Here is a 24,107-nt window from a genome sequence, read left to right as displayed (position 1 = left end):
GCCGCGCCCCTCTTCTCTGCTTCCCGCTACTTTTTGTTCCCCCCCACCTCCGGGGCCGTGTTTTTCTTGTTGACGCTCTCCCGCGGAGATCCGAACGACAGACCTAGCCGCCCGGGAGCGCCGGTCAGCCCGAGCAGGCGGTGCGCTGCGCCTCCTGCCACTCGCACACCGGGCAGTACGTGGCGCCGCGGGTGCTCGCGGGGTGCTCGGTCGGGTCGCCGCACAGCACGCAGTCCGCGCGCGGCTCGTCGGCCGTGTCGTCCTGGGGCCGGTCCTGCCGGTCGTCGGTCATACGTCCACGGTAGCGTCCACCGTCCGCAGCACCGCCGCCCCCCGGGCGGGCAGTTGCACGGCGGGGCCCGGCAGCAGCTTGCACGCCGGGCGGGACAGCACCACCTCGCAGGGCGCGTTCAGCGGGACCCGCGCGGGCGCGTCGGAGAAGTTGACGAGGACACGGAAGGGGCCGCGCGCGACCCGCAGCGTCCGGCCGCCCGCCGTCGCCGTGACGGTGTCCAGCTGCGGGTCGGTCAGGGCGGGTTCGGAGCGGCGCAGCGCGATCAGCGCCCGGTACCACTCCAGCAGTTCGCGGTGCCCCTCCTTCTCCGGCTCCGCCCAGTCCAGGCACGAGCGGTCGCGGGTGGCCGGGTCCTGCGGGTCGGGCACGTCCTGCTCGGCCCAGCCGTGCGCGGCGAACTCGCGCCGCCGCCCCGCGGTGATGGCCGCGCCCAGCTCCGCGTCGTGGTGGTCGGTGAAGAACTGCCACGGGGTGCTCGCGCCCCACTCCTCGCCCATGAAGAGCATCGGGGTGAAGGGCGAGGTCAGCACGAGCGCCGCGGCGACACCGAGCGCCTGCGGCGAAAGCCGGTCGCCGGTCGCGCGGTTGCCGATCTGGTCGTGCGTCTGCGCGTAGCCGAGCAGCCGGTGGCCCGGCAGCGTCGTCGGGTCGATCGGGCGGCCGTGGTGACGGCCGCGGAAGGAGGACCAGGTGCCGTCGTGGAAGAAGCCGTGGGTCAGCGTCCTGGCCACGGCGGCGGGACCCGCGGCGGCGAAGTCGGCGTAGTAGCCCTGCGCCTCGCCCGTCACCGCGGTGTGCAGGGCGTGGTGGAAGTCGTCGTTCCACTGCGCGTGCAGGCCCTGGCCGCCCGCCTCGCGCGGGGCGGTGGTGCGCGGGTCGTTGAGGTCGGACTCGGCGATCAGGAAGAGCGGGCGGCCGAGCGCCGCCGACAGCCCGTCCACGGCGGTGGACAGCTCCTCCAGGAAGTGCAGTGCGCGGGTGTCGACGAGCGCGTGCACCGCGTCCAGCCGCAGCCCGTCCAGGCGGTAGTCGCGCAGCCAGGCCAGGGCGCTGCCGACGAGGAAGGCGCGCACCTCGTCCGAGCCGGGCGCGTCCAGGTTCACCGCGTCGCCCCACGGGGTGTGGTGGCGGTCGGTGAAGTACGGGCCGAAGGCGGGCAGGTAGTTGCCGGACGGGCCGAGGTGGTTGTGCACCACGTCCAGGACGACACCGAGGCCGTGCCGGTGCGCCGCGTCGACAAAGCGCTTCATCGCCTCGGGCCCGCCGTAGGGCTCGTGCACCGACCACAGCGACACCCCCTCGTAGCCCCAGCCGTTGGTACCGGGGAAGGAGCACACCGGCATCAGCTGGACGTGCGTGACGCCGAGCCGGGCCAGGTGCGGCAGCCGCTCCACCGCCGCGTCGAAGGTCCCTGCGGGGGTGAAGGTGCCGACGTGCAGCTCGTAGAGCACCGCGCCGGGCAGACCGCGTCCGGGCCAGGGCGCCGACCAGGCGAAGGCGTCGTGGTCGACGACCGCGCTCGGCCCGTCGGGCCCGTCCGGCTGCCGCCGCGAGCGCGGATCGGGCAGTGGCGGGCCGCCGTCCAGGACGTACGCGTAGCGGGTGCCCGCCGGGGCCGACAGCTCCGCCCGCCACCACCCCTCCCGCGCCGGGTCGGGCCCGAGCCGGTGCGTGCGTCCGCCGGCCACCACCTCCACCCGCTGGGCCTGGGGCGCCCACACTTCGAACAGCACGCACATCTCCCGTCCGCCGCCGGCCACTGCGTCCCGCGCAGGATGCATGCCCGCGGGCAGGACCCGCTAGACCCGATTCACCCCCGGGCCCGGCGGCGGGCGGGCCTCAGGCCGACTGGTGCAGGGCGCGCCCGGCCAGCGTCAGGAAGACCTCGCCGACCGCCTCGGAGAGCGTCGGGTGCGGGTGGACGTGCGCGGCGACGTCCGCGGGGTCGGCCTCCCAGCCCACGATCAGCTGGCTCTCGGCGATCATCTCCGAGACATGCGGTCCCACCAGGTGGACGCCGAGGACCGGCCCGCCCGCCGCGGCGACCACCTTCACACTGCCGCCCCGGCCGTGCACCATGCCCTTGGCCACCGCCGTCAGCGGCATCGTGTTCACCACCACCTCGTGGCCCGCGTCCCTGGCCTGCTGCTCCGTCAGGCCGACCGCGGCGGTCTGCGGGCTGGAGTACGTCACCCGTGGCACCGCCGCGTAGTCCACCGGCCGCGGGCTCCGCCCGGCCAGCACCTCCGAGACCAGCAGGCCCTCCGCGAAGGACGCGTGCGCCAGGCCGGGGGAGGGCGGCGGCAGCAGGTCGCCCACCACGTGGACGCCGGGCACCGCGGTCTCCAGCCGCGCCCAGTCCGCGGGCGGCACGAAGCCGCGCGCGTCCGTGGCGAGCCCCGCCGCCGCGAGGCCGAGCCCGTCCGTGACCGGCTCGCGGCCCACCGCCACCAGCAGCCTGTCCACGTCGTGGACGCGCGTCTCGCCGCGCGCGCCCAGCACGGTGACCCGCACCCCGTCCGGGTACGGCTCCGCGCCCGTCGTCCGCGCGCCGGTCAGGATCTCCACGCCGCGCCTGCGCAGGCCCCGTTCGAGCTGCCGGGACACCTCGGCGTCCTCCAGCGGCAGCAGCCGGGCGGCCGCCTCGACCAGCACCACCCGGGCGCCCATCGAGCGGTGCAGCGACGCGTACTCCACGCCGATCGCACCGCCGCCCAGCACCAGCACGGAATCCGGCAGGCCCGGCGCGAACAGGGCGTCGTCGCTCGTCACGACCCGCCGCCCGTCGGTGACGAGACCCGGCAGCAGCCGCGGACGCGAGCCCGTCGCCAGGACGAGCCCGCGCCGCGCGGTGTACGTCCGCCCGCCCGCGGTCACCGAACGCGGCCCCGTCAGCCGTGCCTCGGCCCGCACCACCCGCACCCCCGCGTGCGCGAGGTGGCCCTCCACACCGCGGTGGTTGCGGGCCACGATGTCGTCGCGGGTCGCGGTCAGCGCGGGCCAGTCCACGCCGTCCAGCGTCGCCTTGACGCCCCACCGCTCGCGCGCCTCGGCGATGCCGTCGACCAGCTCGGCCGCGTGCAGCATCGCCTTGCTGGGGATACAGCCGCGGTGCAGGCAGGTGCCGCCGACCAGGTCCCGTTCGGCCAGCACCACGTCCAGGCCGAGGCCCGCGGCGCGCAGCGCCGTGCTGTAGCCGCCCGTGCCGCCGCCGACCACGATGACGTCCGCCGTTTCCGCGGGGGCGGCGCCCGGGGTGTTCTCGCTCGTCATGCGGCCAGTCTCCGGCCGCGCCAGGTCATGAGTCCAAGACATAATCAGCGCATTGCCCATGCAGGACGTTCATGAGGAGGCCCGCGGTGAGCCTGCGGCAGATGGAGTACTTCGTGACCGTCGTCGAGGCCGACTCCTTCACCCGCGCGGCCGAACTGCTGCACGTCACCCAGCCCGCGCTGTCCCACCAGATCAAGGCGCTCGAACGGCACGTCGGCGGGCCGCTGCTGGAACGGCTGCCGCGCGGGGTACGGCTCACCGCCATGGGCCGGGCCTTCCTGCCGCACGCCGAGCTGGCCGTGCGCAGCGCCGCGCAGGCCGAACGGGCCGCGCGCGCCGCCGCCGGGGCGGAGGGCGGCGAGATCCACGTCGCCGCCGTCCACTCCGTCGCCGCCGGGCTCCTGCCGCCCGCCTTCGCCCGCTGGCGGCGCGACCACCCGGGCGTGCAGCTCGTCCTGCACGAGTACGCGCGGGACGCGGACCTCGACGACGCGATGGCGCGGGGTGTCGCAGACCTCGCCGTCGGGCACGGCGGGGACGGCGCCGACGCCGCGGCGCGGGCGGTGATCGGCGAGGAGGAGGTCGTCGTCGTGCTCCCGCCGGGCGACCCGCTCGCGGGCGGCGGACCCGTACGGCTCGCCGCGCTCGCCGGGCGGGACTGGGTGCGGTGCGCGATGGAGCCCGTGGTGGACGGGCGGCCCTTCATCGACCTGGCCTGCGAACGCGCGGGGTTCGCACCCCGGGGCGCGGTGCGGACGGAGCACACGACGACGGCGGTCGCGATGGCCGCGGCGGGGGCGGGGGTCGTGGCGGTCCCCTCTTACGCGGTCCCGCCCGGGACCCCCGCGGTGTCCCTCACCCCGCCCTGGCGCCGCCCCCTCCACGCGTGGGCCCGCGCCGCCTTCTCCCCGCCGGTGGCCGAGATGATCTCCTACCTCGGCCCCGCGGTGGCTTCTGCCCGGTGACGCTCCGTTCTCCCCCAGAATTTCGCCTGGGAGGTGCCCTCACGCGCCCCTGATGTGTCCCCCTGCGCGGCAGACCCGAGCCCCCTGCGGGCGAGGGCACTCGTTTTCAGGGGCGCGGGGAACTGCGCGCTCAGCCCCCACCGGGGGAAGGCCGTGGGCACCACCGCACGTGGCAGGGCCTACGCGTTCGGCCCGCGCAGCGAGGGAGCCGACCAGCTGGCCAGGAGGGCGAGGCGGTCGGCCGTGGGGGAGCCCGGCGGGGCCGTGTACGCCACGAGCGTCTGGTCGCCCTCGCCCGGCAGCGCGAGCGTCTCGTAGGACAGGCGCAGTTCCCCGGCCACGGGGTGGTTGATCCGCTTGACGCCGTACGTCTTCTCCCGCACGAGGTGGTCGGCCCACAGCCGGCGGAAGGCCTCGCTCTTGAGCGACAGCTCGCACACCAGCGCGGCGAGCGCCTCGTCCCCGGGGCGGCGGCCGGCGCCGAGCCGCAGGTAGCAGACCGTCTCCGCGGCGACCGCGGGCCACTCCGGGAAGAGTTCGGGGGCCTGCGGGTCGAGGAAGACCAGCCGCGGCATGTTCCGCCGCAGCGGATCCGCGGTGAAGCCGTGCAGCGCGTCGCCGAGGGCGTTCCACGCCAGGACGTCCATGCGGTGGTCGAGCACCATGGCGGGGCAGTCGGCCATCCGGTCCAGCAGCAGCTGCACCCCCGGACGCACCGCGTCGGACGCCGGGACGGGGGCCGGGCCCCGGCACGGCCGGGCGAGCGCCAGCAGGTGCGCGTGCTCCGTGGCGTCGAGCCGCAGCACGCGCGCGACCGCGTCGAGCACAGCGTCGGACACGTTCTTGCCGCGCCCCTGTTCGAGCCGTATGTAGTAGTCGACGCTCACCCCCGCGAGCTGCGCGACCTCTTCCCGGCGCAGCCCCGGCACGCGGCGCCGCCCGTACGGCGGCAGGCCGACGTCCTCCGGCTGGATCGCGGCCCGCCTGGACTGCAGGAAATCCCCGAGCGTGTTGTCCATGCCAGAACCCTAGGGCCTGTCGTGTGGATCTCCGCGGCGTCGCGTGCCCCGGCACGCACATCTGCCGCGTTGTCGTCGGTCGACAACGCTCCGCGTTGCCTCCCTCCTCCGCCTTGCATCTGCACCCGCCGGACCCCGCTCCTTCCTCCACGGAGATCCACACGACAGGCCCTAGACGCACCCCCGCCCCCGATCCTGGTACTGCCGGACCCAGGTTCAGCTCAGCCCTGGGTGGGTGTCGCGGGGGCGCGCACAGTGGATCCCGTCAGCAGGACGAGCACCCGGCACACGGGTCACTTTCGGGGAGTCACTTCTTATGAGCATCTTCGGTTTCGAACGCCTCACCGGTCGCACCGCCGTCGTCACCGGCGCCGCCAGCGGGATGGGGGAGGCGACCGCGCGGCGGCTGGCCTCTCACGGGGTGCGGGTCGCGCTGCTCGCGCGGCGCGCCGAGCGGCTGGACGCGCTCGCCGGGAAGATCGCCGCGGACGGCGGCCAGGCGCTCGCCGTCGCCGCGGACGTCACCGACCCGGCGTCGGTGCGGGCCGCGGCCGGGCGGGTACGGGACGCGTTCGGGGCGGCCGACCTGGTGGTGAACTCCGCCGGGGTCATGCTGCCCAACCCGGTCGACGCGGGCCGCACGGACGAGTGGGCGCGGATGATCGACACCAACCTGGGCGGCGCGCTGCACGTCATCGACGCCTTCCGCGACGACCTGCTGGCGGCCGCGGCCGAGGGCCGTCCCGCCGACCTGGTGAACGTCTCCTCGATCGGCGCCCACGTGGTCTTCCCGAACTACGCGGTCTACGGCGCCACGAAGGCCGCGCTGACACAGCTCTCGGCGTCGCTGCGTACGGAGTTGGGCCCGCGCGGGGTGCGGGTGAGCAACATCGAGCCGGGACTGACCGACACCGAGCTGGGCAGCCACATCGACAACGCGGAGCTGTCGCAGGCCCTCGACGGCATGTTCGAGGCCTTCGGGCAGGCGCTGACGGCCGACGACGTCGCGGACCTGATCGCGTACACCACCAGCCGCCCGCGGCACGTCAACCTGCGGCAGCTCGTCGTCCTGCCGACCGTCCAGGCGTGACGGGCGCTCACTCGCGGGTCAGCAGCTCCACGGGGGAGTCCGCGAGCAGTTCGGCGAGCGGCACCCGGCCGGTGTACACGGCACCGGTCAGCCGGCTGCGCCAGCGGCCGGGCGGCAGCGGCAGCACGGTCCCGCGCCAGCCGTGCGCCTCCTCCAGGCGGCGCGACAGCCGGGTCACCGCGGTGAGCGCGCCGCCGCCGCGGACGAAGGCCACGCAGTGCGCGGCGGCCGGGCCGTCGGCGGCGAGCGGGTCGTACGCGGCCTGCGGGCCGTACCAGTGCGGGTTGTCGCGGCGCAGCCGCAGCGCCACCGCGGTCAGCAGCAGCTTGGCCTCGTCGCCGTTGCCCGGCGGGCGGCCGTCCAGCAGTTCGGTGAGGGTGCCGGAGGTGCCGGAGGTGCCGACGCGCCGGCCGTCGCCGGACGGCCCCGTCATCGGGGCGCGGTTGTCGGGATCGACCAGCGTGTGCACGGGGAATTCGGTGCCCTGGTAGACGTCGGGCACGCCCGGCATCGTCAGGTGCAGCAGCGCCGCGCCCAGCGTGTTGGCCTGGGCGTACGGCTGGAGCCGCCCGGCGAACTCGCCGATGTCGTAGACCTGCGGCCCGCACGGGCCGTGTGCGACGAAGTCGGTGACGGCCCGCTCGTAGGCCGCGTCCTGCTCGGTCCACGTGGTGTGCAGCCCCGCCTCCCGGACGGCCTTCAGCAGCGCGGGCACCAGCCGGTCGGGGTGGCAGAAGCCGAGGCCCAGTCCCGTCTGGTAGGCGGTGTACTGCACCTGCCGGTCGGGTGCGGGCGGGCAGGACAGCTGCTCCTCGCGGGCGTCGCGCTCGGCCATCCACGAGGCCCACGCCTCCGGCATCTCGGAGAGCACCGCGAGCCGCAGCCGCAGGTCGGCGCTGCGCTTGGTGTCGTGCGTGGAGAGCACCGTGCCCGTCGCGGGCCGCTCGCGCAGCAGGCCCGCGCAGAAGGTGTGGAACTGCGCGGGCGCGGTCGCGGGGGCGGACGGGTCCCGGCCGACCTCGCACAGCGGGAGCAGCGGGGTGTAGCGGTAGAAGGCGGTGTCCTCGACCGACTTGGCGTGCAGCGCGGAGGCGACCTGCGCGAAGCGCGCCGCGAAGTCCGCGGCGTCCGCGCCCTCGCCGCCCGGCGCGGGGCGGGCCAGCGCGAGGTCCCGGACGAAGTCCACCGCGCCGCCCAGGCCCGGCGCCGCCTCGGCGGCCTCGCGCGCCGCGCGCTCCAGCATCGCCTCGTCGCGCGCGGAGGCGGGCCCCGCGGGCGGCACGTACGGGCGGTAGACGGGCACCCGCACGAGCAGCTCGCGGATCGCGTCGTCCAGCACCTCGCGCCGGTAGGGCGGGGCGCCGGGGACGGCCGCGCGGGCGCGTTCCGCGGCGCGGCGCAGCCGGGCGACCTCGGCGGCGAGATCGTGGGTGACGACCCGGTGGGCCGCCCGCCGCACGGTCGGCGCCCAGCGCCCGCCGCGGTCGTCGTCGGCGCCGGTGTAGGAGCGGTGGAAGTCCGCGAGGCGCTCGGCGCCGGCAGGATCGGTGAACAGGCCGTCGATCCGGTCCAGCGCGTCGTAGCCGGTGGTCCCGGCGCAGGCCCAGTCGGCGGGCAGCGGCTCGTCGCGCTGGAGGATCTTCTCCACGACCGTCCAGCGCCCGCCGCTCGCCTCCGCGAGCCGCCGCAGATACCCGGCCGGGTCCGCCAGGCCGTCCGGGTGGTCGACGCGCAGCCCGTCCACGACCCCGTCGCGCAGCAGCCGCAGCACGGTCGCGTGCGTGGCCGCGAAGACCTCCGGGCGCTCGACGCGCACCGCGATCAGGTCGGAGACGGTGAAGAACCGGCGGTAGTTCAGCTGCGTGCGGGCGGTGCGCCAGTAGGCCAGGCGGTACCACTGGGCGTCCAGCAGCTCCGGCAGCGGCAGCTCCTGCGTGCCGGGGCGCAGCGGGAAGCGGTGGTCGTAGTAGGCCAGGACGGTGCCGCCCGCGGCCTTGTCCCGCACCACCGACAGCTTGTCCGCCGCGTCGGGCAGCGGCTCGCCCAGCACCGGCAGCAGCAGCCGGCCGCCGAGCGCGGCCCAGTCGATGTCGAACCAGTCCGCGTACGGCGACTGCGGGCCGTCGCGCAGCACCGCCCACAGCGGGCTGTTCAGATGCTCGGGGGCCGGGACGGCCATGTGGTTCGGGACGATGTCCAGGACCAGGCCGAGCCCGTGCTCGCGGGCCGTGCGGGACAGCTCCCGCAGGCCCTGCTCGCCGCCCAGCTCGGCCCGTACCCGGGTGTGGTCGACCACGTCGTAGCCGTGCCCGGACCCCGGCACCGCCTCCAGCACGGGCGAGAGGTGCAGGTGGCTGACGCCGAGGTCCTTCAGGTACGGGACGGCCCGCGCGGCCTGCGCGAAGGTGAAGCCGGGCTGTACCTGGAGCCGGTACGTGGCGCTCGGCGGCGCCGCCGCGGTGTGGGTCATGCCCTCCCTTCTACCCGGGATCCGCCCCTTCTGCCCCTTGAGCCGCCGCCCGGACCTCTTCGCCGCGCGGGTCAGTCCGCCGGGCGCTGGAGGACGACGAGGCTGCGGTCGGCCAGGAGCAGGCGGTCACCCGCGGCGACCCGCTCGCCCGTACCCGGCGCGACGCCGTCGGGCCGCTCCGTGTCGACGATGAGCTGCCACTCCTTGCCGTGGTGGGCGGGGACCAGGAACTCCTGGGCGCGGGGGGCCGCGTTGAACATCAGCAGGAAGGAGTCGTCCGTCACCCGTTCGCCGCGCGGACCCGGCTCGGAGATCGCGTTGCCGTTGAGGAAGACGACGAGCGAGCGGGCGTGCGCGGCCTGCCATTCGCGCTGGGTCATCTGGGTGCCCTCCGCGGTGAACCACGCGATGTCGGACAGCTCGTCGTGGGTGCCCTCCACGGGCCGCCCGTGGAAGAAGCGGCGGCGGCGGAAGACGGCGTGGTCGCGGCGCAGCCACACCATCCGGCGGACGAACTCGTGCATCCGGTGCGCGTCGTCCGCCTCGTCGTCGGTGCCCGCCTTGCCGGGCCAGGCGATCCAGGCCAGCTCGTTGTCCTGGCAGTACGCGTTGTTGTTGCCGCGCTGGGTGCGGCCGAACTCGTCGCCGTGCGAGAGCATCGGCACGCCCTGCGAGAGCATGAGCGTCGCGACGAAGTTGCGCATCTGCCGCTGCCGCAGCGCGTTGACGCGGCGGTCGTCGGTGGGGCCCTCGGCGCCGCAGTTCCAGGAGCGGTTGAAGCTCTCGCCGTCGCTGTTGTTCTCGCCGTTGGCCTCGTTGTGCTTCTCGTCGTACGAGACCAGGTCGCGCAGGGTGAAGCCGTCGTGGCAGGTGACGAAGTTGATGGAGGCGAGCGGGCGGCGGCCGTCGTCCTGGTAGAGGTCGGAGGAGCCGGTCAGGCGGGAGGCGAACTCGGCGAGCGTCGCACTCTCACCGCGCCACAGGTCCCGTACGGTGTCGCGGAATTTGCCGTTCCACTCGGTCCACAGCGGCGGGAAGTTGCCGACCTGGTAGCCGCCCTCGCCGACGTCCCAGGGCTCGGCGATCAGCTTGACCTGGGAGACCACCGGATCCTGCTGGACCAGGTCGAAGAACGACGACAGCCGGTCGACCTCGTGGAACTGCCGGGCGAGGGTCGCGGCGAGGTCGAAGCGGAAGCCGTCGACGTGCATCTCGGTGACCCAGTAGCGCAGCGAGTCCATGATCATCTGGAGCACGTGCGGGCTGCGCATCAGCAGCGAGTTCCCGGTGCCGGTGGTGTCCATGTAGTAACGGCGGTTGTCGGCGAGCCGGTAGTAGGAGGCGTTGTCCAGGCCGCGCAGCGACAGCGTGGGCCCGAGATGGCTGCCCTCGGCGGTGTGGTTGTAGACCACGTCGAGGATGACCTCGATGCCCGCCCGGTGCAGCGCGCGCACCGCCGTCTTGAACTCCAGCACCTGCTGCCCGCGGTCGCCCAGCGAGCAGTACGCGTGGTGCGGCGCGAAGAAGCCGATGGTGTTGTAGCCCCAGTAGTTCGCCAGGCCCGCGTCCACGAGCCGGTGGTCCTGGATGAACTGGTGCACGGGCATCAGCTCCAGGGTCGTCACACCGAGTTCCACCAGATGGCCGATCACGGCCGGGTGCGCGAGCGCCGCGTACGTGCCGCGGATCTCCTCCGGAAGACCGGGGTGGGTCATCGTCAGGCCCTTGACGTGCGCCTCGTAGATGACCGTGCGGTGGTAGTCGATGCGCGGCGCCCGGTCGTCGGCCCAGTCGAAGTACGGGTTCACCACGACCGAGGACATGGTGTGCGGGGCCGAGTCCAGGTCGTTGCGCGAGTCGGGCTGGCCGAAGCGGTAGCCGTACACCGCCTCGTCCCAGTCGATCTCGCCGCTCATCGCCTTGGCGTACGGGTCGAGCAGCAGCTTCGCGGAGTTGCAGCGGTCGCCGCCGGCGGGCTCGTACGGGCCGTGCACCCGGAAGCCGTACCGCTGGCCCGGCATCACCCCGGGGAGGTACGCGTGCCGGACGAAGGCGTCGGCCTCGCGCAGCTCCACGGCGGTCTCCGAGCCGTCGTCGTGCAGCAGGCACAGTTCGATACGGGAGGCCACCTCGGAGAAGACGGCGAAGTTGGTGCCCGCCCCGTCGAAGGTCGCTCCGAGGGGGTAGGACTGACCCGGCCAGACTTGCATGTCGAGACTCTTCCGTTCTGTCCGTTGTCCCGGCCGGGCGGGAGCGCCCGGCCTTCGGTCCTCGTACCCCGCGGTCCTTCCCGGCTGCGGTGGCGGAGCCGATGCGCTTGACAGTGTGCGGTGCGGTGCGATGCGGTTGCGGTGACGAAGCGTCATCTTCGCATCCCGTCCACCCGAGGGTGACACAGCCACAACGGGCTGCGACCGTACGAGTGATGGGGTTGTCCGGTAGTAGTCAAGTAGGGTCGATACTGCTGCGACGGCCCCCGCACCGCAGTACCCTTCCTTGATCGTGGACGGGGGTGGGAGGCGGTGGAGTGGTGACGTCCGGAGGTCTGATGCTCCCGGGAGGCGGTGAGCAGGGTGACCGGCAGGACACCACCGTGGAGGGCGGACCGCCGGCCGCGGTCACCCTCACCCAGCCCATGGAGATCGGCGCGGAACTCGACTGGGGCGCCGACGCCTGGGCTGAGGTCCGCACCCGCGCCCGGCGCGCCGGCCGCGCCTATGTGTGGCTGAACCTGGTCGAGCAGCGGCTGCGGGCCGTCGTCAACGCGGTGCTGCGGCCCATCTACGAGCCCGTGCACGGCGAGGAGTGGGTCGTCGCCGCCGCTGGCCCTGCCGGGCACGAATGGGTGCAGCGGGCCGTGGCCGTCCACGAGGTGAGCCGCCGCAAGGGCTACCTGCTCGACCCCGCCGACGACAACGTCCTGAGCTTCCTGACGCTGCCCCAGCTGCGCGAACTGGTCGTCCAGCACTGGCCGTGCTTCGAGCCCTACTTCGACGACCGCCGCGACCTCGAACTCGCCCTCGACGAGCTGGAGGTGGCCCGGCACGTCGTCTCCCGCAACCGCGCCCTGTCCCGCACCGTCCTGGACCAGGCCGAGCGCGCCTGCGCCCGGCTGCTGGAGCTGCTGGGCGCCGGGGCCGGGCGCGCCGCCTCGCAGCGGCTGCCGGTGGACGCCGTGGAGGAGCTGGTCGCCGACCGCTTCTCGGACGTCGTCGGGGTCTACGCCGACCGGGTGCGCCTGCAGCGGCAGCTGCCCGTCGAGGACCTCTTCGCCGGGGCGCGGCGGCTGGACGCCGTCGGCATCGGGCTCAACCTGCTGGTGCAGAACTACTCCGGACGGCGGCTCATCCGGCTCGCCGAGGACGGCTGCCGGGTGCGGCTGCTCTTCCTCAACCCCGCCAGCAGCGCGGTCCGCCGCCGGGAGCGGGAACTCGGACTCGGACGCGGCGAGATGGCCCGCTCCGTCGAGATGAACATCATGCACATGCGCCGGGTGCGCTCCCGGCTGCGCGACCCGGGCGCCTTCGAGATCCAGGTCTTCGACGAGACCCCGCGCTTCACCGCCTACCTCGTCGACGGGGACAGCGGCGACGGCCTCGCCGTCGTCCAGTCCTACCTGCGGCGGGCCCGGGGCATGGAGGTGCCGGTGATGGTGCTGCGCGGCGGCTCGCGCCGGGTCGTCGCCGACGACCGGCCCTCCGAGGCCGGACTCTTCGACGTCTACCGCGAGGAGTTCGAGGGCATCTGGACCGACGCCCGCCCCGTCTCCTGAACCCCGCCCGTCACCCGCCCCGTTACCACGCCCGGTCGGCGCCGCCCCGTGCGGGCGGGCGGGGGAGTGTCAGTGGGGCAGGCGATGATGGCAGGGCACATCGGGGGACAACGGGGCGGGAAGGGGACTTTCGCCATGGTTTGGCATGAGGATCTGCTGGTGGGCTTCGACCTGGAGACCACGGGGACGGACCCGCGGCAGGCGCGTATCGTCACCGCGGCGCTCACCGAGGTGAAGGACGGCCAGCCGGTGCGGCACCGCGCCTGGCTCGCCGACCCGGGGGTGCCGATACCGCCGGAGACCACCGCCATCCACGGGGTGAGCACCGCCCGCGCCACCGCCGAGGGGCGGCCCGCGCCGGAGGTGGCCGCCGAGGTCGCCGACGCCGTCCGCGGGTACTGGGCCGCGCAGGTCCCGGTCGTCGTCTACAACGCGCCCTTCGACCTCACCCTGCTGGACGCCGAGTTGCGGCGGTACGCGCTGCCGCCGCTGGTCGCGCCGGGCGGGCGGCCCGGCCCGGTGGTGGATCCGCTCGTCATCGACCGCGCCCTGGACCGCTACCGCCGCGGCAAGCGCACCCTGGAGGCCGCCTGCGCGGTCTACGGGGTGACGCTGGACGACGCGCACGACGCGGGCGCCGACGCCCTCGCCGCCGTCCGTGTCGCCCGCGCGCTGGCCGTCCGCTTCCCCGAGGCCGCCCAGGCCGATCTGTGGGAGCTCCAGCACGCGCAGTCCGGCTGGTACGCCACCTGGGCCGAGGACTTCACCGCGTGGCTGCGCCGCCGGGATTCCGCGGCCGCCACCATCCCGGGGGAGTGGCCGCTGCACACGGCGGCCTGAGCGGGGCCCCGTTCGGGTGGTCCGGGAGTGCGCCACGGGCCGCGCGCCGGGTGGACGGCCCGCGACCGGCTCCGCCGCGGGGCGGCGCGCGAAGGAGGCCCCCGGTGGGGGTCAGTCGGCGGTGGGCGCCGCGCCGTCGGCCGGGTCGGCGACGGGGCCCGCTCCGGGACGCTCGGCCGGTACGTCCTCGGTCTCGTCGTCGGCCGCCGCGTCCGGCTCCGGGCCGGGGCCGAGGACCAGCAGCGCCACCGGCACGCACAGCGCGGCCAGCCCTGCCGCGCCCAGGAAGGCGCTGTGGAAGCCCGCGTTGACCGCGTCCGCGGGGCTGCCGCCGTGGTGGTGGGAGGCGCGGGCGTTCGCGACCGCGGCCAGCACCGCCACGCCCAGGCCCGCGCCGAGCCGCTGCGCGGTGTTCACCACGCCCGACACCACACCGGTCTCGGCGGGGTCCGCCGCGCGCATCGCGGGCAGCGTGGAGCCCACGAAGCACGCGGGCAGCGCCACGGCGAAGACCAGCGCGGCGGGCAGGAAGTCCGTCATGTAGTCCGCGTGCGCGGGGATCCGGGAGAGCAGCAGCAGCGCCACCGCCAGCTGCCCCGCCCCGCCCGCGAGCACCACCCGCGGGCCCGCCGCCTTCAGGACCGGCGGCAGCGCCAGCCGGGCCACCGGGATCGCCACGAGCGCGAGCGGCAGCACCGCGAGGCCCGACGTGACGGCCGAATAGCCGCGCACCTCCTGGAAGTACAGCGACAGGAAGACGAAGACCGGCACGTGCGCCGCGCCGACCAGGAAGTTCGCCAGCGCCGAACCGGTGATGCCGCGCACCCGGAAGATCCGGAAGGGCAGCACCGGCGTCCCCGCCCGCCGCTCCACGGCCACGAACGCGGCACCGAGCAGCACCGCGAGCCCGGCGAGCACCCGGTGCGGAGTGTCCAGCGAGCCCTCCGCGCCCTTGGTCACCACGTACACCAGCAGCAGCAGGCCCGCGGTGCCGGTGACCATGCCCGGCAAGTCCAGCTCGCGCCGCCGCACCGCCCGCAGGTGGATGTCGTCGCGCGGCAGCAGCCGGCCGCTCGCCAGCAGACCCAGCACCCCGATCGGCACGTTGACCAGGAAGACCCAGCGCCAGCCGAGCCCCGAGACGATCACCCCGCCGACCGCGACCCCCGCCGCCCCGCCGACCGCGCCCATCGCACTCCACACCCCGAACGCCCGCCGGTAAGCCTCCGGTTCGGTGAACACCGCGGTGAGCAGGGCGAGTTCGGCGGGGATCAGGATCGCGGCGCCGATCCCCTGCGCCGCACGCGCGGCGATCAGCGCGGTGCCGCTGCCGGTGAGACCCGCGAGCAGGGAGGCCCCGGTGAAGACGGCGAGCCCGGTGCGGAACATCAGCCGCCGCCCGAGCCGGTCGGTGGCGCGGCCCGCACCCAGCTGGAAGCCGCCGAAGGTGACCTGGTAGGCGCTGCTGACCCAGACGAGCGTGGCCACGCTCAGGGCCAGCGCCTTGCCGATGCTCGGCATCGCGAGGTTGGTGACGGACGAGTCCAGGAAGACGATCAGCTCGACGCCGGTCAGAAGTAAGAGCGTTCCGCTGCGCGCGGTGGGCTTTTCGGGCATGACGGATCCCCTCTCCCGGGCCCCCGGTCGGCCCGGGGGCGGGCCCCGCCCTAATCTTTACACCGCTGATAAGGTTAGGTCCATGAGGATGCGCATCCCGCGCGGGGTAACCGCTTTCGGGGCGCGCGGGGACACCTCCCGGGCGAAGCTCCGGGGGAGAACTGCGGCGAGCAACCCACCACGGACCGGTGGTCCGGAAACGACAGCAACTGCCCCTTCGGGCCGGTTGACGACCCGCGCCAACCAAGAACGCGTGCCCGGCGCCGCAGCCGCAGTGCCCCGCAGGGGAAAGGTCAGAAGGAGAACCAGCGGACGGTGGGGTCGCCGGCGCGGAGCGAAGCGACGCGGCGGCGGAATTCCGTGCCGGCGGCCGGATTCGCCGCGGCGTGCTGCGCGACCCACGCGCACCCCGCGGTCTCGCGCGCCCCGCGCAGCGCCTCGCTGCCGTCCCACTCGGCGACGTCCCAGCCGTACGCGGCGGTGAAGGCGGCGTACGCGTCGGGGGTGACGCCGTAGCGGTCGCGGTCGAGGGTGTGGACGACGAGGTCGTGCTCGCGCAGGTCGGAGGAGAAGGTCTCCAGGTCGACCAGGACCGGGCCGTCGGGCCCGATGTGGACGTTGCGCGGCAGCGCGTCACCGTGGATCGGGCCGCGCGGCAGCATCGGCACCAGTTCGGCGATCTCGGCCGCGTGGCGGTCGCGCCGGGTGCGCAGGAAGGCCGCGTCGGCGGGGTCGATCGCGTCGCCCGCGAGCCGCAGCCAGCGTTCGACGCCGCCCAGCAGGTCGCGCGGCGGCAGCCCGAAGTCCGGTTCGGGCAGGGCGTGGACGCGCAGCAGCAGCGGGGCGACGTCCGCGGGTTCGGCGGGGCGCAGCGACTCGGGCAGCCGCTGCCAGTACGTGACGGGGTGGCCCTCGACGAGCCGTACCTCGGATTCGGCCGAGCGCACCGCGGGCACGTCGTGCTTGGCCAGCCAGTCGGCGGTGCGCACCTCGCGGCGGGCGCGGTCCAGCAGGTCGGCGCCGCGGCCGACCTTGATCACCAGCCGGCCGGCGGCGTAGACCGCGTTCTCGCCGAAGGAGATCAGCTCGGCCTTCGGGTGCCCCGCGGCGTCCAGTACCGCACGTGCCCGCTCCTGCGAGAACACCGCTTCCGCCATGCCCCGACCCTCCGCGCTCCGCCCCGCGGGCAGCCTCCGCCGCCCCGCCCTGTGCATATGCCACCGGCATCACCGGTGTTACGGCTCAGGGCAAGTCTTGCACTCCGGCGCCCGCACTTCGCGCCCCTTTGCCGCCGAACTGCTCAGAATACGTACCCGGCAATGACCGGAATGCACTCCCGGCGGTTCAGCCGTCCGCCGCGGCGGGCAGTTCCAGCGGGAGGCCGAAGAGCGGGAAGAGCCGGTCGGCGTCGTGGTACGACGTCATCGTGCTGATCCGGTCGCCGGACATCTCGATGACCTGGAGCGCGAACGCCCGGAAGCCGCCCTCCGGCGTGGGGCGGTACTGCGCGAAGCCGGGCAGGCCGCTGGCCGCGACCGGCACGACGCGCGAGCCCGCGCACCCCGCGCCGACCGTGCCCATGAACTCCCGTATGTCGTCGTGACCCTGCACCCACATCGGGAAGGGCGGCATGTTGAGGACCGCGTCCTCGTGCAGCAGTGTGGTGAGGGCCTGGAGGTCGTAGCGCTCGAAGGCGTCGACGTAGCGTGCCAGCAGGGCCTCGTGCTGCTCGTCGAGCTCGGTCCCGCGGGGGTCGGCCTCCGTGGAGGCACCGGCCTCGGCGAGGGTGGCGCGGGCGCGCTGGAGCGCGCTGTTGACCGACGGCACGCTCGTGCCGAGCAGTTCGGCGGTCTCGCTGGCCTTCCAGGCCAGCACCTCGCGCAGGATCAGCACCGCGCGCTGCCGCGGCGGCAGCAGCTGGAGCGCGGCGACGAACGCCAGCCGCACGCTCTCCCGGCTGACCACCACGTCCGCCGGGTCGCCGCCCTCGGGGAGCACCCGGCCGTCCGGCGCGGGCTCGACCCACATCCCCTCGGACGTCGGGTCGGGCAGCACCGCGTCGGCGTGCGAGGCGGGGGACAGGTCCATCGGGCGGGCGCGGCGCTTGCCCGCGTTGAGGCTGTCCAGGCACACGTTGGTCGCGATGCGGTAGAGCCAGGAGCGCAGCGAGGACCGGCCCTCGAAGCGGTCGGCGCCGCGCCAGGCCCGTACCAGTGTCTCCTGCACCGCGTCCTCGGCCTCGAAGGCCGAGCCCAGCATCCGGTAGCAGTAGCCGGTCAGTTCCACCCGGTGCTGTTCGAGACCGCGCTCGACCTCGGCGGCGCCGGGCGCCGCCTCCGCCGTCGCCGCGGTCGTTCCGCTTGCGCTGCTCTCCCGTACGGTCATGTCTCCCACCGTAACCGCGACCACTGACAGCGCCCCCGTACCGGCTCGGTACGGGGGCGCGTCGGCGCTCGCGGCGGGGGCCGCGCACCGTGGTCGCGGTGCGCGGCCGCAGGTCAGCGGTGGCTGTCCGCCCCGGCGAGCTGGGGCACCGGCTGCGGCTCGGCGGCCGGCGGCTGGGGCAGCGCGGACTCGTCGTGGGTCATGTCGGGCAGCCGGTTCATCCAGCGCGGCAGGTACCAGTTGCGGTCGCCCAGCAGCGTCATGACGGCCGGCAGCAGCACCCCGCGGATCACGGTGGCGTCGATCAGCACCGCGAAGGCCAGGCCGACGCCCATCTGCTTCATGCTCTGCATCGACAGCGTCCCGAAGATCGCGAAGACCGCGACCATGATGACGGCGGCGCTGGTGACGACGCCCGCGGTGGTGGTGATGCCGTGCTCGATCGCGGCCTTGGTGGACAGGCCGCGGGTGCGGGCCTCGCGGATCCGGGAGACCACGAAGACGTGGTAGTCCATGCTCAGCCCGAAGAGGATCACGAAGAGGAAGAGCGGCAGCCAGGCCACGACCGCGCCGGTGCCGTGCGCGCCGACCAGCGAGGCGCCCCAGCCGTGCTGGAAGACCGCGGTGAGGATGCCGTAGGCGGCGCCCACCGACAACAGGTTGAGCACGATCGAGGTGATCGCGATGGTCAGCGACCGGAAGGACAGCAGCATCAGCAGGAAGGCGAAGACGGTCACGAAGGCGAAGACCGGCGGCACACTGCTGGTGATCTTGTGGGTGAAGTCCATCGAGCCGGCCGTCTCACCGGTGATCGGTGCCTGGACCCCGGGAACCTTGCCGAGGGTGTCGGGCCGCACGTGGTCGCGCAGCGTCTTGACGTTGGCCTCGGCCTTGGCGCGGTCGCTGCCGCCGGCCAGCGGGACGTCGATCCGGGCGACGTTCTGCGCGCCGTGCACGGTGACCGTCACCGGGCCCTTGCTGGCGCCGGAGGAGACGGCCTCGGCCCGGAAGTCGGCGATGGCCTTCTTGACCTGGGGGGCGTTGATGTCGGCGGCCTTGACCACGACCTGGGCGGGTGCCGGGCCGCCGGGGAAGGCGGCGTCGATGTGCTCGTAGGTCTGGATGATCGGCAGCCCGTCGCCCAGCTCCTGCTGCATCGACAGGTTGGCGGTCTTCATGCCGAACGCGGGCAGTGCGACGACCAGCAGCGCGCCGCCGGCGATGACGGTGGCCGCCTTGGGGTGCCGCAGCACCGGGCGCAGCACGGTCCGCCACACCCGGCTGGTGCGGGGCGCGGACGGGCGTCCGGCGGCCTGCTTGCGGCCGCGATTGAGGAACGGGATACGGCCCTTCTCGACGCGGTGGCCGAGCAGCGACAGCAGCGCGGGCAGCACGGTGACGGAGCCGGCCATCGCGAGGGCGACCACGATCATGGTGGCGACGCCCATCGCCTCGAAGTCGCCGATGCCGGTGAAGAGCATGCCCGCCATGGCCACGATCACGGTGATGCCGGAGATCAGCACCGCCCGGCCGGAAGTGGCCGCGGCGATCTTCAGCGCGGTCTCCGGGTCGTGCCCCGCGGCCCGCTCCTCGCGCTCCCGGCGCAGGTAGAACAGGCAGTAGTCGACGCCCACCGCGAGGCCGACCAGCAGCATCACCGAGTTGGCGGTGTCGCTCATCGGCACCCAGTGGCTGACCAGCGCCACCACCCCGCCGGCCGCGATGAAGGCCGTCATGGCCAGCAGCACGGGCAGCAGCGCGGCGACGAGCGCGCCGAAGGCGATCAGCAGGATGCCCAGCGCGAGCGGTACCGCGGAGTATTCGGCGGTCTTGAAGTCGGTGCCGAAGGCGTCGTCCAGCACCTTGTTGGCGCTGGCGTCGCCGAACTCCTCGATGCGCAGGTCGGAGTGCTCGGCCTGCACCTTCTTCACCGCGTCCATGACCGGCTCGACCCGGTCGCCCGCGGTCTTCTCGTCGCCGAGCATGTCGAACCGCACGAGCGCCGAACGCCCGTCCGCGGAGATCGACTTGGTGTCGTACGGCGAGGTCACCGCGGTGACCTCGCCGGTGCCCTTGACCGCGGTGACGACATCGCCGACCGCCGCCCGGAAGGCCGGGTCGGTGGCCTTGACCGTGCCGCCCTCGGCCTGGACGATCACCATCTCGCCGGCCGGCGACTTCAGGCCCGCGTCGTCGTTGATGGTGGCGGCCTGGTTGACCTCGCCCGCCATCGACTTGTCCTGGTCCACATCGACCCGGCCCGCCGCCTGGCCCGCGAAGACCGCGAGAACGACCAGGAGCAGCCAGGCGCCCACCGCCGCCCAGCGGTGCCGGGCGCTCCAGGCGCCCATCGCCGCCGCTATTCCCATCCTGCTGCCGTGTGCGCGTCCGCGACTCACGGTGTCCCCCTTGTCAGGTGTCAGGTTCGTAGGTCCGTGCCGGGTGGCGGCGGGTGCCGCTCCGTCCACGAATGACGCTACGGGCCTGCGAGGGGCCCACCCATCCGGCTGACCGGTGACTTCGGGGAGGGCGGTCTCCCCCTTGAGGGTGGGGCTAACCCCACCTCCGCCGGACGCGTGCCCCTTACACCTAGGCGGCCGGACGCCCTGCTCAGGCCGACAGCAGTTGCCCGGCGGCGGCCGGCCGCAGCGCCTGGTCGTAGCGGCGCAGCAGCAGCGCGGCCAGCTCGGGGGCGTCGCCCAGCACCGGCGCCAGCAGGTCGGCGCCCGCCTCGCGTGCCCCGCGGGCGATGCGGTCCGGCAGGAAGCCCGGCGCGACGACGTACGGCGCGACCGCGACCTGCCGCACTCCGGGGACGGCCCGCAGCGCCCGCACGGCGTCCTCGGTGCGGGGCAGGGCGGCGGAGGCGAACGCGGGCCGCACGGCGCACCATCCGGTGTGCCGCCACTCCCGCGCGACGGCTGCGATCACCGCGCCCGCCTCCGGATCGGTGGAGCCCGCCGACGCCAGCACCAGGCCGGTCGACGGGCGGTCGGCGGGCCGCAGGCCCGCCTCGGTGAGCCGCCGCTCCAGGGCGGCGGTCAGCAGCGGTGAGGGGCCCAGCACCTCCGCCGTGCGCAGCCGCAGCGAGGGCAGCGCGGCGGTGGAGTCGCGCAGCACCGCGGGGATGTCGGTCTTGGCGTGGAAGGCCCGGGTCAGCAGCAGCGGCAGCGCCACCGCGTCCCGTACCCCGTCGGCGGCGAGCCGGCCGACGGCCTGCGGGACGGACGGGGCGTTGAAGTCCAGGAAGGCGGTGTCCACCCGCAGCCCCGGCCGGGCCGCCGCCACCCGTCGCGTCAGGGCGTGCACGGTCGCGGCGTGCCGCGGGTCGCGCGAGCCGTGCGCGATGACGAGCAGCGGCGGCCGGCTCCGGCCGGGGCGCACGGTCACTGGCTCCGTGCGGTCAGCCCGCGCGAGCGGAGCACCCAGCGCTCCAGCGGGCTGAAGACGATCAGGTCGATGGCGATGCCGACGACCAGGATCATCAGGATGCCGAGGAAGACCCCCGCCATGTCGGAGGCCTCCCGCATGTTCTCCAGGTAGCGGCCGAGCCCGACCCCGAGGTCGGGGGAGGACGCGATCAGCTCGGCGGCCATGAGCGAGCGCCAGGAGAAGGCCCAGCCCTGCTTGAGACCGGCGACGTACCCCGGCAGCGCGGCGGGCAGCAGGATGTACCACGCCCCGCGCAGCCCGGTCGCGCCGATGGTGCGTCCGGCCCGCAGGTACAGCGGCGGCACCTGGTCGATGCCGGCCACCAGGCCGTTGGCGATGGACGGCACCGCGCCGAGCAGGATCACCGCGTACATCGTGGAGTTGTTCAGGCCCAGCCAGATCACCGCGGCCGGCACCCACGCCACCGACGGCAGCGACTGGAGTCCGGACAGGATCGGCCCGATCGCCGCCCGCACGAACGGCACCCGTGCGACCACCAGGCCCAGCGGGGTGCCGATGACCAGCGCGGCGGCGAAGCCGAGCAGGCCGTGCGACACGCTGGTCCAGATGATGTCGAAGAGGTCGCCCGCCTGCCACCGCGCCTTCAGCTCGTCGGCGACCGCGGAGGGACTCGGCAGCTTCGTCTGGTCGGCGACGTGCCCCCACACCGCGAGCTGCCACACCACCAGGACCAGCACGACCGCCAGGACCGGCGGCAGCGCCTTCTTGACCAGCACCTGGCGCAGGGTCGCGCGCTCGACGACGACCGCGTCCAGCGCGTCCAGGCCCGCCTCCAGGCCCGACAGGTCGCTCTCGCCGGACCGCTCCCGGACCTTGTGCGGCGCCTTGTCGAGCGGGCCCGCGGTGTCCTGCGGGCCCGGACCGGGGGTCGGCTCTGTCTCAGTGCTGGCCATGGCGGCGGATCTCCCCACGCAGTTCCTCGGTGATCTCGACGGACAGGTCCGCCACGGCCGCGTCCTCGATCCGCCGCGGCTGCGGGATGCCGATCCGCCACTCGCGGTTGATCCGGCCCGGCCGGGAGGACAGCAGCACGACCCGCTCGGCCAGCCGCACCGCCTCGCGCACGTTGTGCGTCACGAACAGCACCGACAGACCGGTCTCGGACCAGATCCGGGTCAGCTCGTCGTGCAGCACGTCCCGCGTGATGGCGTCCAGCGCCGCGAACGGCTCGTCCATCAGCAGCAGTCGGCTGTCCTGGGCGAGCGCGCGGGCCAGCGCCACGCGCTGCCGCATGCCGCCGGACAGCTCGTGCACCCGCTTGCCGTACGCGCCGCCGAGCCGTACCAGCGACAGCAGCCGCTCGGCCTCCGGGCGCCGCTCCTCGCGCGGCAGACCGCGCAGCCGCAGCGCCAGCTCGATGTTCTTGCCCGCCGTCAGCCACGGGAAGAGCGCGTGCTCCTGGAACATCAGGGCCGGCCGGCCGCCGGGAGTCGTGATGCTCCCGGCGGACGGCTTGTCGAGTCCGGCGACCAGGTTCAGCAGCGTCGACTTGCCGCAGCCCGAGGCGCCCAGGAGGCAGACGAACTCGCCGGGGGCGACATCGAGCGTGATGTCGTCCAGCACGAGCTGCCGGCCGCCGGGCCCGCCGAAGGCCTTCGAGACGTGGTCGAGCCGGGCCGCGTGCGCGGCGCTCTCCACGGCCTGCTCCCCGGCACTGGTGAGGGTGTCGGCCATGTCACCTCCTGGGATTCTCGGTTCGGTTGTCACGCGGACCCGCGGCCCGTCACTCGCTGCCGAGGCCGGCGGCGCTCACGGCGGGCTGTCCCGCGGCCTTGAGCACCTTGTTGAGCAGCGTCAGGTCGTAGATGCCGTCCAGCTTCGGCTTGTCCAGCAGGCCCGCGGCCACCGCGTGGTCGGCCTCGCTCTTGGCGGTCGAGGCCAGCGGGTCGTCGGTCACCTGCAGCGAGGCCCACGCCGGGTCGAGGATGTCCGCCGGCAGCGCCTTCTGCGTCAGCCGCTCCAGCTCGGCGTTGGCGTCCGCCTTGGCCTTGTCGGAGTTGGCCTTGATCCAGGCGTTGGTCTTCACCGAGCCGCGCAGCACCGCCTCCACCACGTCCGGGTGCGCGGTCAGGAACTTCTGCGACACGATCACGTTGGTGATCACGAACAGCTTGTTCGGCCACAGCGTGCTCTCGTCGAGCAGCACCTTGGCGCCCTCGCTCACGAGCTTCGACGCGGTGGGTTCCGGCACCCACGCACCGTCGATGGAGCCGTTCTTGTACGCGTCCGGGGTGATCTTGTTGTCGGTGCGCACCACCGACACGTCGCCCTTGCCGGACTGCGCGTCGACCTTCCAGCCCTGGGTGGATATCCAGTTCAGCAGCGCCACGTCCTGGGTGTTGCCGAGCTGCGGGGTGGCGATCTTCTTGCCCTTGACGTCCGCGAGCGTCTTGATCTTCTGGGGGTTGACCACGAGCTTGACGCCGCCGGACGCCGACCCGGAGATGATCTTCAGGTTCTTGCCGTCGGACTTGGTGTAGCCGTTGATCGACGGGGAGGGGCCGATCCAGCCGATGTCGATGGACCCGGCGTTGAGCGCCTCGATCTCGGCGGGACCCGCGTTGAAGGTGGCTTCCTTGATCTTGGTGTCGCCCAGCTCCTGCTGGAAGAAGCCCTCCTTCAGCCCGACCAGCGCGGTGGCGTGCGTCAGGTTCGGGAAGTAGCCGATCTTCACCTGGTCGGCGGAGAGCTTGGCGGCGGGGGTGCTGCTGCCGGACGCCGCGGCGGCCGGCGAGGAGGAGCTGTCGTTGTCCGACTTGTCGTCGGAGCCGTAGCCGCAGGCGGCCAGCGAGCCGAGGAACAGCGGGAGGGCGGCGGCCACGGCGATGAGTCTGTGGCGGCGGGCGGTGGGGCGGGACGCGGGTCGGAGGTGCGCAGACACGGGTGTGTCCTCTCGTCAGGCCCGGCGTGTCGCGCGCTAGGGCGCGG

At 74.1% G+C, this 24,107-nt stretch carries 18 protein-coding genes; 4 read left to right on the top strand and 14 right to left on the bottom strand.

Annotation, left to right across the window (positions count from 1 at the left end; genetic code table 11):
- Positions 1–124: 124 nt before the first annotated feature.
- From ACWERV_RS19345 to ACWERV_RS19335, 3 genes are all read right to left on the bottom strand, one after another.
- On the bottom strand, positions 125–292 hold the full coding sequence (locus ACWERV_RS19345; RefSeq protein WP_452934418.1) for a hypothetical protein: 168 nt from the start codon (positions 290–292) through the stop codon (positions 125–127).
- Positions 289–2,028: a malto-oligosyltrehalose trehalohydrolase gene (gene treZ / locus ACWERV_RS19340; protein ID WP_452934415.1), complete on the bottom strand. Its 1,740-nt coding sequence runs from the start codon at positions 2,026–2,028 to the stop codon at positions 289–291. The genes ACWERV_RS19345 and treZ overlap by 4 nt, the downstream gene beginning before the upstream one ends.
- Before the next feature lie 106 nt (positions 2,029–2,134).
- On the bottom strand, positions 2,135–3,568 hold the full coding sequence (locus ACWERV_RS19335; RefSeq protein ID WP_452934414.1) for an FAD-dependent oxidoreductase: 1,434 nt from the start codon (positions 3,566–3,568) through the stop codon (positions 2,135–2,137).
- A gap of 86 nt (positions 3,569–3,654) precedes the next feature.
- On the opposite strand from ACWERV_RS19335, the gene ACWERV_RS19330 reads away from it, so the two are divergent.
- Positions 3,655–4,533 (top strand): LysR family transcriptional regulator, encoded by an 879-nt coding sequence (locus ACWERV_RS19330; RefSeq protein WP_452934411.1) that lies wholly within the window; start codon positions 3,655–3,657, stop codon positions 4,531–4,533.
- Between the two features lie 179 nt (positions 4,534–4,712).
- On the opposite strand, the gene ACWERV_RS19325 is transcribed toward ACWERV_RS19330, so the two are convergent.
- On the bottom strand, positions 4,713–5,552 hold the full coding sequence (locus ACWERV_RS19325; RefSeq protein ID WP_398178250.1) for a helix-turn-helix transcriptional regulator: 840 nt from the start codon (positions 5,550–5,552) through the stop codon (positions 4,713–4,715).
- 316 nt (positions 5,553–5,868) lie between these two features.
- Here ACWERV_RS19325 and ACWERV_RS19320 point away from each other — a divergent pair, with 316 nt between their 5' ends.
- The gene (locus ACWERV_RS19320) at positions 5,869–6,642 is read left to right on the top strand and encodes an SDR family oxidoreductase (protein ID WP_452934409.1); all 774 of its coding nucleotides are present in this window, start codon (positions 5,869–5,871) and stop codon (positions 6,640–6,642) included.
- 7 nt (positions 6,643–6,649) lie between these two features.
- On the opposite strand, the gene treY is transcribed toward ACWERV_RS19320, so the two are convergent.
- Positions 6,650–9,112: a malto-oligosyltrehalose synthase gene (gene treY / locus ACWERV_RS19315; RefSeq protein ID WP_452934406.1), complete on the bottom strand. Its 2,463-nt coding sequence runs from the start codon at positions 9,110–9,112 to the stop codon at positions 6,650–6,652.
- Between the two features lie 71 nt (positions 9,113–9,183).
- Positions 9,184–11,322, bottom strand: coding sequence for a glycogen debranching protein GlgX (gene glgX, locus ACWERV_RS19310; RefSeq protein ID WP_452934403.1), 2,139 nt, complete (start codon positions 11,320–11,322; stop codon positions 9,184–9,186).
- Positions 11,323–11,642: 320 nt separating this feature from the next.
- On the opposite strand from glgX, the gene ACWERV_RS19305 reads away from it, so the two are divergent.
- Together ACWERV_RS19305 and ACWERV_RS19300 are read left to right on the top strand one after the other, a co-directional pair.
- Entirely contained in the window at positions 11,643–12,884 is a 1,242-nt protein-coding gene (locus ACWERV_RS19305; RefSeq protein ID WP_398178261.1) for an SAV2148 family HEPN domain-containing protein, read from the top strand.
- A gap of 135 nt (positions 12,885–13,019) precedes the next feature.
- Entirely contained in the window at positions 13,020–13,724 is a 705-nt protein-coding gene (locus ACWERV_RS19300) for an exonuclease domain-containing protein (protein ID WP_398178264.1), read from the top strand.
- A gap of 111 nt (positions 13,725–13,835) precedes the next feature.
- Here ACWERV_RS19300 and ACWERV_RS19295 read toward each other — a convergent pair whose 3' ends face one another.
- The 8 genes from ACWERV_RS19295 to ACWERV_RS19260 all read right to left on the bottom strand — a co-directional run bounded on the left by ACWERV_RS19295 (position 13,836) and on the right by ACWERV_RS19260 (position 24,060).
- Positions 13,836–15,341 carry an MFS transporter gene (locus ACWERV_RS19295; protein ID WP_452934400.1) on the bottom strand — a complete coding sequence of 502 codons (1,506 nt, stop codon included), beginning with the start codon at positions 15,339–15,341 and terminating at the stop codon, positions 13,836–13,838.
- A gap of 293 nt (positions 15,342–15,634) precedes the next feature.
- Positions 15,635–16,498 (bottom strand): aminoglycoside phosphotransferase family protein, encoded by an 864-nt coding sequence (locus ACWERV_RS19290; RefSeq protein ID WP_398178270.1) that lies wholly within the window; start codon positions 16,496–16,498, stop codon positions 15,635–15,637.
- A gap of 187 nt (positions 16,499–16,685) precedes the next feature.
- Entirely contained in the window at positions 16,686–17,726 is a 1,041-nt protein-coding gene (locus tag ACWERV_RS19285; protein WP_398178273.1) for a sigma-70 family RNA polymerase sigma factor, read from the bottom strand.
- A gap of 113 nt (positions 17,727–17,839) precedes the next feature.
- Positions 17,840–20,095: an MMPL family transporter gene (locus ACWERV_RS19280; RefSeq protein ID WP_452934429.1), complete on the bottom strand. Its 2,256-nt coding sequence runs from the start codon at positions 20,093–20,095 to the stop codon at positions 17,840–17,842.
- A gap of 241 nt (positions 20,096–20,336) precedes the next feature.
- Positions 20,337–21,116 carry a sirohydrochlorin chelatase gene (locus ACWERV_RS19275; protein WP_452934397.1) on the bottom strand — a complete coding sequence of 260 codons (780 nt, stop codon included), beginning with the start codon at positions 21,114–21,116 and terminating at the stop codon, positions 20,337–20,339.
- Positions 21,113–22,072: an ABC transporter permease gene (locus ACWERV_RS19270; protein WP_452934394.1), complete on the bottom strand. Its 960-nt coding sequence runs from the start codon at positions 22,070–22,072 to the stop codon at positions 21,113–21,115. The genes ACWERV_RS19275 and ACWERV_RS19270 overlap by 4 nt, the downstream gene beginning before the upstream one ends.
- On the bottom strand, positions 22,059–22,853 hold the full coding sequence (locus ACWERV_RS19265) for an ABC transporter ATP-binding protein (RefSeq protein ID WP_398178282.1): 795 nt from the start codon (positions 22,851–22,853) through the stop codon (positions 22,059–22,061). Before ACWERV_RS19265 ends, ACWERV_RS19270 begins: the two co-directional genes overlap by 14 nt.
- A gap of 49 nt (positions 22,854–22,902) precedes the next feature.
- Entirely contained in the window at positions 22,903–24,060 is a 1,158-nt protein-coding gene (locus ACWERV_RS19260; protein WP_452934390.1) for an aliphatic sulfonate ABC transporter substrate-binding protein, read from the bottom strand.
- Positions 24,061–24,107: the final 47 nt, after the last annotated feature.

The organism is Streptomyces sp. NPDC004031, assembly GCF_053604375.1.
Note: the sequence above shows the minus strand (reverse complement) of the source record. Positions and strands in the feature narration are given on the sequence as shown.